This window comes from Klebsiella sp. Lac1, assembly GCF_009825425.1.
In the GTDB taxonomy this organism is placed as follows: domain Bacteria; phylum Pseudomonadota; class Gammaproteobacteria; order Enterobacterales; family Enterobacteriaceae; genus Klebsiella; species Klebsiella electrica.
Map to the genome: position 1 here is coordinate 441,968 of NZ_VJZJ01000003.1, position 12,174 is coordinate 454,141.

At 45.8% G+C, this 12,174-nt stretch carries 7 protein-coding genes, 1 tRNA gene and 2 pseudogenes; all 10 read left to right on the forward strand.

Going from position 1 to position 12,174, the window contains the following annotated elements:
• Window positions 1-35 precede the first annotated feature (35 nt).
• The 10 genes and pseudogenes from FNY10_RS21115 (at window position 36) to FNY10_RS21155 (ending at window position 12,172) form a co-directional block, all read left to right on the forward strand.
• Window positions 36-111, forward strand: a tRNA-Phe gene (locus tag FNY10_RS21115).
• 612 nt (window positions 112-723) lie between these two features.
• Window positions 724-2,244: pseudogene (locus tag FNY10_RS21120) on the forward strand (IS3 family transposase).
• Window positions 2,245-2,470: 226 nt separating this feature from the next.
• Complete coding sequence (locus tag FNY10_RS21125; protein WP_019211386.1) at window positions 2,471-2,791, forward strand: hypothetical protein; 321 nt, start codon at window positions 2,471-2,473, stop codon at window positions 2,789-2,791.
• 238 nt (window positions 2,792-3,029) lie between these two features.
• A complete protein-coding gene (locus tag FNY10_RS21130) occupies window positions 3,030-5,426 on the forward strand; it encodes an AAA family ATPase (protein ID WP_167686214.1) in 2,397 nt (798 codons plus the stop codon).
• 221 nt (window positions 5,427-5,647) lie between these two features.
• A complete protein-coding gene (locus tag FNY10_RS21135) occupies window positions 5,648-7,240 on the forward strand; it encodes an endonuclease NucS domain-containing protein (RefSeq protein ID WP_160703280.1) in 1,593 nt (530 codons plus the stop codon).
• 185 nt (window positions 7,241-7,425) lie between these two features.
• On the forward strand, window positions 7,426-8,394 hold the full coding sequence (locus tag FNY10_RS21140) for an IS5-like element IS903B family transposase (protein WP_004099053.1): 969 nt from the start codon (window positions 7,426-7,428) through the stop codon (window positions 8,392-8,394).
• A gap of 139 nt (window positions 8,395-8,533) precedes the next feature.
• The gene (locus tag FNY10_RS27200) at window positions 8,534-8,980 is read left to right on the forward strand and encodes an aldo/keto reductase (RefSeq protein WP_416309070.1); all 447 of its coding nucleotides are present in this window, start codon (window positions 8,534-8,536) and stop codon (window positions 8,978-8,980) included.
• Entirely contained in the window at window positions 8,881-9,420 is a 540-nt protein-coding gene (locus FNY10_RS27205; protein ID WP_255493280.1) for an aldo/keto reductase, read from the forward strand. Before FNY10_RS27200 ends, FNY10_RS27205 begins: the two co-directional genes overlap by 100 nt.
• Window positions 9,421-9,479: 59 nt before the next feature.
• The gene (locus FNY10_RS21150; protein ID WP_141963453.1) at window positions 9,480-10,985 is read left to right on the forward strand and encodes an FAD-dependent monooxygenase; all 1,506 of its coding nucleotides are present in this window, start codon (window positions 9,480-9,482) and stop codon (window positions 10,983-10,985) included.
• Window positions 10,967-12,172, forward strand: a pseudogene (locus FNY10_RS21155) (acetyl-CoA C-acetyltransferase). Before FNY10_RS21150 ends, FNY10_RS21155 begins: the two are co-directional and overlap by 19 nt.
• Window positions 12,173-12,174 lie beyond the last annotated feature (2 nt).

Below are 12,174 nucleotides of genomic sequence, written 5' to 3' on the forward strand. Positions count from 1 at the left end.
CGAAGCGAGGCGAATCGGTTTTAATGCGCCCCGTTGCCCGGATAGCTCAGTCGGTAGAGCAGGGGATTGAAAATCCCCGTGTCCTTGGTTCGATTCCGAGTCCGGGCACCACTATTTAAAGAAACCAGCCTACGGGCTGGTTTTTTGCTTTCTGGGGTTCCGGTAGATTTCTGGTCGTGTCGACCACAGGAGACACTGCTTTTACACCTTGGGCCCTCCTGAGCATTGTCCTTTATAGATGCCCTTCCGGTCACTGTGCCAACGTCTGCTGGTCTTCACTCTGCCAATAAATACTATTTCCATTAGGTATACCTATTGGTGAATTGATCATTGCAAGGCAGAATCCGGTCTTTGTCCAGTCAGGAGAAGACAAGCAGCATCGCTTCACTTCGGAGCTCTGCAAAACACTACCGCGCTGGTAGGCTTGCTCAACCCTTCACAATCCCGGAAAGTATTCCCGGCCTTGCTCACGGTACTCAATAAAATCGGTTATCAGCCCTCCGTCAACCAACTTTTCCCAGCCACTGTTAAGCCTCCAGTAAGTGAAGTTAATGGCGGCGTTAAAATCCCTGCTGAGCAGCAATTTAGGTCTGGCATAGCGTCAATGAAGGTCCGTTCCGTGCCAGAAGCGGACTGATTGCACTTCAGCCGCCCGGCGGCCCTCAGTGTCAGGATAGTTGTCACCCCCTCTGAAAAATCAATCTGAGGGCGACGGAGTGACAAATGAAACGAATTTCCCCTGAACGAAAAGCCAGCACACTGGCAAAACTGCTACCGCCCTACAACATGACCGTTGCCGCTGTTGCGCAGATGGAAGGAATATCCGAAGCTACCCTGTATAACTGGCGTAATCAGGCTAAATCAGAGGGAAAACCGGTGCCCGGCGCAGACAAAACAACAGACCAGTGGTCCGCAGAAGCGCGTTTTGCCGCTATTGTCGAAACAGCCACATTCAGCGAAGCTGAAGTGGCAGAATAATGCCGTAAAAAAGGCCTTTATCCGGAACAACTTATTCAGTGGAAACAGGGCTTTTTGCAGGTCTCTGCGCCTGTGGATAAAGCGGCCCTGAAACAGAGCCAGAAAGAAATTAAACAATTGAAAAAAGAGCGGGTTCGTAAAGAAAAGGCTCTCGCGGAGGCTGCTGCCATACTGGTTCTGCGAAAAAAGCTCAGGGACTACTACGGGGAAACGGACGGGGACGACTGACCCAGGAAGATGAGCGGCGGCAGTTTATTCTGTGGGTTAATGAAGCCGTGGGAGCCGGAGCCCGGCGTGTCATCGCCTGCCGTGAAGTTCAGCTGAGCCTGCGTACCTGGCGCCGCTGGCAGTGCTGCCCCCGTGACCGCAGGACTGAAACCATCAGGCCGGTACCGTTTAACCGGCTATCTCCTGAGGAAGAAAGCCGGATACGGGATATCGGATATCTGCCATCAGCAGGAATATGCCAGCCTGCCGCCATCCCAAATCGTGCCACGACTGGCAGACAAAGGCCTTTATCTGGCCAGTGAATCGACGTTTTACCGCGTACTGCGGCGCTCAGGAGAAGTGCACCGCCGAGGACGTCAGGCGCGGATGCAGAAAATGACACCACCCACAACGTACACGGCGATGGAGCCCTGCCAGGTGTGGTCCTGGGATATAACCTGGTTACCGTCAACGGTGCGTGGCCGCTGGTTTTATCTGTACATGATAATCGACCTGTACAGCCGTAAAATCACCGGTTATGAGGTGCATGAAACAGAAAGTGGTGAACAGGCTGCAGCACTGATGCAACGCAGCGTTCTGCGTGAAGGCTGCTGGCGTCAGCCGCTGATGTTGCACGCCGATAACGGAGCGGCGATGAAATCTCAGACGTTGCAGATGAAACTGTATGAACTGAATATCACGGCCTCCCACAGCAGGCCACGGGTGAGTAATGATAACGCGTATGCCGGGTCGCTGTTCCGGACGCTGAAATATGTGCCCCAGTGGCCGTCATCAGGGGTCAGAACACTAGAGGATGCGCGTCACTGGATGGATAAATTTACCCGGTGGTATAACGAAGAACACCGTCACAGTGGAATACGCTATGTGACTCCGGGAGAGCGGCATCGGGGTGAGGACAGCGTCCTGCTGAAACAGCGTGATACCCTGTACAGGCAGGCACAGAAAGCGCACCCGGAGCGCTGGTCAGGTCAGACAAGAAACTGGCAACCGCAGGGCTCTGTAACACTGAATCCGGAACGGGAAAAACAGGCCGCGTAAATTAACTAAGGGTGCCAACTACCTTGACACTTACCGCCTATACCACACCCCATCACGTTGATACGCGACCAGATTGCCATACTGCACCAACAAATTTATCGAGATGGAAACAAGGAATCGTATCATTTTCGAGCGTTTGACCACAGATCTACAATTGTGATAACCCTAAGATAGGTATCGTATTTTAAGGAACTTTATCTTTAATTGACTACGTAAGGAAAGGGTTATGCACAATCAGCATGATGTGTTCATAGACGCTATACATACCAAAAAGAAACTAAGAATACGATTCTACTCTGAAGACGATGGGCGTTACATTGAAAGAGTATGTGCACCAATGGATCACGCTGCCGGAACTAGAATCAAAGATGGGATCCCACGATATTGGGTTTGGGATTTTGAGAGCGATAAAACTAATCACACCCTCCCTTTAAGGGAAGAGCGTATCGAGTATATGATTGATACAGGCGATCATTTTGAACCTAGTTCCTTTGTTTCATGGCGTCCAGCATGGGTAATTGATAGGGATTGGGGCCAGTACAGCTGAGTTCTATTGGCTGCATCAAGGTTATCTTGCAGCCGCTATTTAGCGGCTTTATACCCTAACTCTGTCGATGAACGTTTGAAAGGGATCTTTAGATGGGTGTTGAATTCCGCTTCATATATAAGAATTCCTTTCTTATATCAATAACCTATTCACTCCTTCCTTAAGCACAGAGTAAACTAGCTAACGATCTGTTTCACTTGCAAATCGGCAGCCAATAGCCAGCGCTAAGGGAGTGTTCATGTTCAGTCAGGTTGACATCGATAGTTTCGGTAGTTTTGCGGGCCTCAGTTGGAGAAAGAGCCTTAAGGATGCAGGTAACAACGTCCAGAATTTCAAGAGGCTCAACATCCTCTACGGACGGAACTACTCTGGTAAAACGACACTCTCGCGGATTTTCCGCGCTTTGGAAACGGGGCGCATTCCACATAACTACGTGGATCCAAATTTCACTATTCGTGGTGACAAAGGTGATGTGACACAGGTAGGCCTTGTCGGTCATGGCTATGATGTTCGGGTCTACAATCGGGACTTTGTGAGCGATAACCTAAGCTTTTTGGTCAATCAAACCGACGGAGAGATCAAGACGTTTGCTATCGTTGGTGAAAAGAATAAAGAGATCGAAGATGCCATTATCGCAATCCAAACTAAGCTAGGCAGTGTTGAGTCGGAGGCAGGCCTCCGACATGAACTTGAAGCTAAAAAGAAAGAACGAGATCGAACTAAAGGCAATCATAATACTGCGTCTGATGCTCTGGAAGGCAAACTTCGTTCTCATGCCAACAGTAAGATTAAGCAGAACCGCATATACGGCCCTGCTGTTTACAATATAGACAGCATCAAAAGAGACATTGACTCAGTCAAAAAACCTAGCTTCATACCGCTGACAACCGAAGAACAAGCATCCAAGGTCAACCTATTGAAGCAAGAAGCCTTACCTGATATCGCTGATACCGTATCGATAAGCCTCAACTTTGAGTCAATAAAAAAGGTGGCTGAAGAACTCCTTTCAAGATCGATCAAGCCAACTACGGCGATTCAGGAACTGTTGAATGAGGCGGCTCTTCAAACGTGGGTGAAGCAAGGCATACCTCTACATAAAGATAAGCGGAACACTTGCGCCTTCTGTCGTCAGAACCTTCCTCATGACATCTGGCAGGTATTAGACTCTCACTTCAGTAAAGAATCCTCGGATCTGGAGTCGTGTATCGATTCATGCCTGACTTCCATCGCCAGCGAAATCCAAGCCATTCCTAACTTCTTGACTTTGACTGGTGATAAGTTCTATGCAGAAGAAAAAATCTTATTTGAAGCCAGCAAGAGAGAACTTGCTGAATACCTGAATAGCTACATGCAGGATATCAAAACTCTGAAGGCTGCATTGGATAAGAGAAAGAACACCATTTTTCAGCAGGTTGCCATACCTGTCTACATTCACGATTCGAATGCAATTCAGCGATGCGTAGGCGACATCAATAATCTGATCAGTAGAAACAACAGCCGTACAAGTTCACTGGAAAAAGATAAAAATACTGCTCGCGAATCTCTTCGACTTACCGATGTGGCTTCCTTTATCGGAGACATTACCTACGATACTGAGTTGACCCGTATTGCCAGTCTCAAAACAGATGCTGACACTGCCAACACTGCATTTACCGAGGCAGAAGTCGAAATTATCAAACAAGAAGCCGAAGTGACCCGCCTACAGGGCCAACAGAAGGATGAACGCAAGGGCGCGAAGCGAGTGAATGACCTACTCAGTCACTTCTTTGGTCACGATGGCATCAAACTTGAAGCCAAAGACAATGTTGAGCAGACTTCGGTTAAGTTTGAAGTCACAAGAGATGGTGAATCAGCCTACAACTTGAGCGAAGGCGAATGCAGTCTGATTGCTTTCTGCTACTTCATAGCCAAGCTGGAAGAGCCAGACAGCAAAGGTAAGGATCTGATCATTTATATAGATGACCCAATTTCCAGCCTAGACGGGAATCACATCTTCTTCATGTTCAGCTTGATTGAAAGCCTGATTGCGAAACCCATCAAGAATGCAGATGGAACAAACAGCTTTCGCTACAAGCAGCTTTTTATATCCACCCACAACCTAGATTTCTTGAAGTATCTAAAGAAAATATCACTTCCGAATGAGAAGAATCACGGCGGATGCCAACATTTCATCGTGGAGAGAAACGGAGGGGCAAGTCAGATTTCCCTGATGCCTTCGTATCTGCGAGACTACATCACAGAATTCAACTACCTATTTCATCAGATCTACAAGTGCCGTAATCAAGGTGGAGCGAATGAATCTCATGAACCATTTTATGGATTTGGTAACAACCTCCGTAAGTTCCTTGAGGCATTTTTATTCTTTAAGTTCCCCCACCAAGATGACAAGAACGATGCCTTTGAACGGATCAAGAAATTCTTTGGCGATGAGGATCCGACTGCGATAGCTCTTGTGAATAGACTTAACAACGAGTTTTCACATCTCGAATCGATCCCTGATCGTGGATTCAGACCCGTGGAGATTCCAGAAATTTCCAAGGTGGCAAACTACGTATTGGACAAAATTTATGCAGCAGATCCGCATCAATACAACTCCCTGTTAAAAAGCATCGGCGAACCACCAAGGACACCTTAGGAAACAGAGCACAAAGAGTTTTTAACGGTGAGCGAGGCACCATTCGTGTCTGGAATGCGTCTCTCAAAGACGCCGGAAGAGTACCGGCTGCGATCTACTCCTCTAATGATTGGCATGCAGTGGTTCTAGTGATGTATACATCGACATTTTGAGGGCATTCCCCATAAAAACTCTTTTTCGACAGATAGATGGTATTTTTAGAAAAACATATGGTGTAAGTCATGAAAATAGCCAAAAGTGAAGCAGATATTCGCGATTTTTTAGCCAAAAATCTCGACATGATCGAGCCAGGATTGATGCTGCAGAAAAAAGAGCAGTATTTAAAGAATGACAATGGGGCCTCTGGTTTCGTTGATATTTTCGCCCGTGATCAGAAAGGGCGAATCGTTATCATTGAAATAAAAAAATCGGATGCTGCTGCACGTCAAGGCCTACAAGAACTAGCAAAGTATGCAGCATTGGTTCGCGCAAGATCTCTGATTAAATCGACCGAGTATAGGTTGATCATACTATCAGTCGAATGGCACGAATTGCTGACTCCTTTTTCTGAATTCTATCATAACACTCGCTACGCCCTGAAAGGTGGGAAAATCTCATTGGGGAACGATGGGCTCCCAGAACACATCAAATGGATTTCTCCTTTACCAAAACAGGCTGAGAGATCCTTTTCTCGGCGACATTTCATTTGGGAATATAACGATATTAAAAAAGCTCGTGCTGGCGCGCAAGCTGGGACCCAATACATGCAGAGAATCGGTCTGCACAACTTCATCTTCGCAGTTATAACGCTCGCCGATGGAAGTCATGGCATCTCACATCTTGTATATTTTTCTCAACAAGAGGAAAGTGCTGAATTCTACCAAGAAATAATAAACAGACGCTTCTTCGGAGAAGCTTTAGAGGAGTTTAATGACTGGCTGGAGGGGATGTCCGAGCCCAGTGACATTTTAGGTGAACTCGCCGACAAAGTCTGGGAGGACAACGAAGAAATCTCATTATATGAAAAAATGGGTGCAGAAGGATTACAGATTTCCCATCCGGAAAAAGCTCAGTATTGGCTCTCAGATGATATGGTTAAAGATGTTGAGATCATTCGGTCTGGACTTTTTGTTGAAGCTAACTTGTCAGATCGTGATCTACTGGCTGAGTTGCGAGGAATGCAAGGTGGATCAACCTATAATATGGATATTGTTGCATCTTTAGCATATAAGCCTGAGATTGATGCGCTTTTAACTGCTACTGATGACGTGTTTTTCTTTAACCCAATCTGGAGGACTAATGTGCATAGTATCGTAGCCCATGCCCTTCATAGGAAAGCAGAATCACTTGAACTGAAAACCTTCTCAAATGACGACATATTGAAAACGTTAGTCTGGACCCCATTTGATCCCCAGAGATATCTTCCTTATCTTATAGTGAAGCTCAACTTTGCGGACCACGAGGAATTATTTGTAGGCGTAATAGAGTGGAACAGACATAGTCCAAACTGGAAGGATATGGTTGATATTTATTTTGATGGTGATGCTGGTAACCTTATGTTTCACCGTCATTTTGGATCGATCCGTTCACTGAATGGGGAAATTATGGAATTATTGGGATTGAACTACACTCTGCTTCATAAGGATAGGCTTGACAATGAAGAGCCAGCTCAACCAATTATTTTCCAAGGACTTTCATTTTCTCAGAGAAAAAGTTCTCGAAAGGAATATATCGAAATTCTGTCTTGTCAGGATTTCATGTCGAATGCTATTAGCAACGAAGCTAGTTTTGATTTTGAGTTCTCGACAATGTTGAAAACTCGGATGAAAAACTGAAAATTCCCAGCTCATCAGGGGATGATTCAATACTTAAATTACTAACATTTTCTCTCTAAATCTGACACGAGTTTTGAAAATCCCCGTGTCCTTGGTTCGATTATTCGCGGCGAGCCGCTCACCCCTTCGGGGCCAGCGCGACAGGCGCGCTGTGGCTTTGTTGAATAAATCGAACTTTTGCTGAGTTGAAGGATCAGATCACGCATCTTCCCGACAACGCAGACCGTTCCGTGGCAAAGCAAAAGTTCAAAATCACCAACTGGCCCACCTACAATAAAGCCCTCATCAACCGTGGCTCCATAACTTTCTGGCTGGATGATGAAGCTATTCAGGCCTGGTATGAGTCAGCAACACCTTCTTCACGAGGCAGACCTCAGCGCTATTCTGACCTTGCCATCACGACTGTGCTGGTCATTAAACGCGTATTCAGGCTGACCCTGCGCGCTGCGCAGGGCTTTATTGATTCCATTTTTTCTCTGATGAACGTTCCGCTACGCTGCCCGGATTACAGCTGTGTCAGCAGGCGGGCAAAGTCGGTTAATGTCAGTTTCAAAACGCCCACCCGGGGTGAAATCGCACACCTGGTAATTGATTCCACCGGGCTGAAGGTCTTCGGTGAAGGCGAGTGGAAAGTCAAAAAGCATGGCCAGGAACGCCGCCGTATCTGGCGTAAGCTGCATCTCGCCGTTGACAGTAAAACACATGAAATCATCTGCGCTGACCTGTCGCTGAACAATGTGACGGACTCAGAAGCCTTCCCGGGTCTTATCCGGCAGACTCACAGAAAAATCAGGGCAGCATCGGCAGACGGCGCTTACGACACCCGGCTCTGTCACGATGAACTGCGGCGTAAGAAAATCAGCGCGCTTATCCCTCCCCGAAAAGGTGCGGGTTACTGGCCCGGTGAATATGCAGACCGTAACCGTGCAGTGGCTAATCAGCGAATGACCGGGAGTAATGCGCGGTGGAAATGGACAACAGATTACAACCGTCGCTCGATAGCGGAAACGGCGATGTACCGGGTAAAACAGCTGTTCGGGGGTTCACTGACGCTGCGTGACTACGATGGTCAGGTTGCGGAGGCTATGGCCCTGGTACGAGCGCTGAACAAAATGACGAAAGCAGGTATGCCTGAAAGCGTGCGTATTGCCTGAAAACACAACCCGCTACGGGGGAGACTTACCCGAAATCTGATTTATTCAACAAAGCCCGCCAGGGCGTAACTGGTCTGAATTTGGTGTTGTTCCGGAAAACACCGCTTATGACCTCGTCTACAAAGCGCTGGATGCCGGGATCAACTTTTTCGATACAGCTGACTGCTATAAAAATGGTCAGGGTGAAGAACTGCTGGGTAATGCTCTAAAGGGAAATCGTCAGAAAGTCATCATCGGCACCAAAGGCCGCTGGCAAACAGACCCTAATCCGAACTCCCTGGGAGCCTCTCGTTACCACATTATCAATGCAGTCGAAGATAGTCTGAAGCGCCTTAAAACTGATTATATCGATATATATCACCTGCATGGCTTTGATCCTCGTACATCACTGGAGGATACTCTGCGAACCCTCGACAATCTGATCCGTGCAGGGAAAGTCCGTTATATCGGTGTGTCTAACTACGCAGCCTGGCAACTGGCAAAGCGTTGGGCATTTCTGAACGCCTCGGACTGGAAAAATTCTGCGTATATCAGGGATATTACAATATTGCAGCGAGAGAGCTTGAGCATGAAATCGTCCCACTGAGTGTCGATCAGAACGTTGGAATTACAGTCTGGAGTCCTCTCGCTGGAGGATTCCTGACCGGGAAATATCCGCGCAACCAGGCCTTCCCTGAGGGCAGTCGCCTCGCGAACGCCACCCCCTTTGAATCAGCTCCTATAGCTAACCGCGAGCAGGCTTACCAGACACTGGAAGTCATGCAAGAAATCGCAAGACAGCATAATTCCACCGTTGCTCAGGTGGCCCTTAACTGGCTACGTACCCGACCAGGGATCACTTCTCTTGTCATTGGCGCAACAAAACTCTCGCAGCTTGAAGATAATATTGCTGCACTTTCCTGGGATCTCACCCAGGAGGAAATTGATATTCTCAACAAAGTGAGTGATAAAGAAAAACCTTATCCCTACTGGCATATCTGCAATGTCGCTGGTGACCGCCGTATTGAAGGTGATGTTTATCCGTAATGGATATTAATTAGTCAGCACTCATATGCCCCACCCGGGGCATATAGAGAGGTATTATCGTGAAAAAAATTCTCATTGTAGGCGCCGGTCCTGTAGGCTTAATGACGGGTTGCTACCTGAATAAGTACAATATCGATTTTGATATTATTGATAAAAATACAGAGAGCACAACGTACTCTAAAGCCTTGAGTGTAAGCCCCGCTACCATCAAGGCATTCCACGGATTAAACCTTTCAGAAAAATTAATAGAAAAGGGTCGAAAGGTTGATTCAATACATGCTTATTATAAGAACAACAAATTTCTTCATATAAATAACAAGTATATACCTTCATGTTATAAATTCCATGTTAGCATCCCTCAACCGGAGACAGAGGGTTTACTTGAGGATTACCTTTACAGCTTCGGACACCGTGTTAAACGCGGGCATAAGCTGATATCCTGGACGAAAGAAAATGGAGTTTATAAAACATCGCTTTTAGATGAAAACAAAAAAGAGTATACGTTACCATATAATTTCATTATTGGCGCTGATGGCGCTGCCAGTACCGTCCGAGAATTAGCAAACATTGGTTTTGCCGGGCATGATTATGACATGCATTTTGTTATGGCAGATGTATTGTTTGATAATAAAGTGGATTTACCGGGGACGTCATATCACATCGATGAGTCAGGATTCCTTATTTTCCTGCCAATGCCGAATAACATGGTCAGGATTGTTGTTAAAAAAGAAGGAAAATTGCCGTCTCCTCGCCCAGTGCCAGATCTAAAGGAGATAAATTATTATCTTTCAAAATACTACAATCAGGTAGGTACAGCGTGTGATTTGATATGGTCATCAAGTGCAAACTTCTATAACAGAATTGCTGACGCAAACCATAAGGGAAATGTATTTCTTGCTGGAGACTCATACCACCTGTTTAGTCCGATTGGTGGACAAGGAATGAATACCGGGATTCAGGATGCTGTAAACCTTTCCTGGAAACTCGCATTTTATATCAAAGGATTTGCAACTGCTGAACTATTAAACACATACAGTTCTCAACGCTTCACCGCTGTAAAACAAGTCCTGAATTCGACGGACTATGACACGGGCCTGATTGCGGGGATTTTACCCAAAAAAAGTGTTGATGCGGTTTATTATCCCGAATACTGTAACCGTAATTTTTATCGACAGGATTTACCACTAAAATACGCTGGTTTTTCGGCAATCCAGGAATCTTTACCAGAGAGTATGGCTGGGCACCATGTGCCATATTTTGATTTCACATCCAACAAATATGGATTTAAAAACACATACGATGCTTTTGCTACGGGCAAGGTTATTATTTTCTCAACTAAAAAAGAATGCTCTTCACTTTCACTAATAAAGAATAATTCATACATCAGATTTTTCTCCGTAGAAAAAGATGATTTTGATTTTATGAAGTTACTTAACATAGAAAATGATGAGTATACCGTTCTTAATCCAGATGGATACATTGGATTTACTGGTAACGAATCAGATTTAACCAAATATCTTTCGTTTTTATATGACCAGGAATTATCATGGAAAAAGTTTATATAGTGTCTGCATGCCGTACCCCTGTCGGCAGCTTTCTTGGGGCATTAAAACCTGTATCCGCTGTTGAACTCGCAACTTTAACAGTTAAAAGCAATCTGGAAAAAGCCAAAATCCAACCGGAATGGGTTGATGAGGTGATATGTGGAACAGTATTGTCATCCGGGCAAGGCATGGGGCCAGCACGCCAGGTAGCCTTGAAAGCTGGAATCCCGGCAGAAAAGGTGGCCTATACGCTGAACATGATATGTGGCAGTGGGATGAAAAGCATTTTTGAAGGAATGAACCATATACAATGTGGATATTCGGATATCGTTGTAGCCGCTGGTATGGAAAACATGAGTCAGGCCCCTTACCTGCTAAAAGGTGATATCAGATTTGGTGTTAAATATGGGAACTTCCAGACTGTAGATTCCATCCAGACAGATGGTTTAACTGACGCAATTTCCCATATTCCAATGTGAGAAACGGCAGAATCTATTGCAGATCTATATAAAATATCAAGATCAGAACAGGATGAATATGCTTTCAATAGCCATAAGAAAGCTTCAGGTGCCAGTAAGGCTGGACTGTTCTCATCTGAAATCATCCCTGTGCCCGTACAAGACAAACGGGGAACAACTTTTGTTACAGAAGATGGGCATATCAGGCATGATATCTCTTTAGCACAACTTGAAAAACTAAAACCGGTGTTCAAGACTGACGGTACTGTTACGCCGGGTAATTCGTCTGGTATTAATGATGGAGCTTCTTCTGTGATCCTTGCATCAGAAGAGGCTGTAAAGAAATACAACTTAAACCCTATGGCTGAGATTTTATCATTTGGTGAAGGAGGTGTTGATCCCAAAGTCATGGGGTTGGGGCCTGTCCCAGCAATACAAAATGCGTTACTCCGTTCTCGCTTTCTTCTTAGGGATATTGAACTCTTCGAGATCAACGAGGCTTTTGCCGCCCAGGTTATTGGCGTCGTCAAAAATCTCTCACATGAACATAACGTTCAGGAAAGCGAAATTTTAGAAAAACTAAATATCAATGGCGGCGCCATTGCACTTGGTCATCCTCTGGGCTGTTCTGGAAACCGTATAGTCGTTTCTTTGATTCACTCAATGCATCGTGAGAAAAAGGGAACGGGACTGGCATCGTTGTGTATCGGCGGTGGTATGGGCATAGCACTTATTTTGAAAAACGTCTGAGA

What these genes read in the sequence shown, in the direction of transcription:
- FNY10_RS21125 (WP_019211386.1), top strand. Translation starts at nt 2,471, where the DNA reads ATGCACAATCAGCATGATGTGTTCATAGACGCTATACATACCAAAAAG.
- FNY10_RS21130 (WP_167686214.1), top strand. Translation starts at nt 3,030, where the DNA reads ATGTTCAGTCAGGTTGACATCGATAGTTTCGGTAGTTTTGCGGGCCTC.
- FNY10_RS21135 (WP_160703280.1), top strand. Translation starts at nt 5,648, where the DNA reads ATGAAAATAGCCAAAAGTGAAGCAGATATTCGCGATTTTTTAGCCAAA.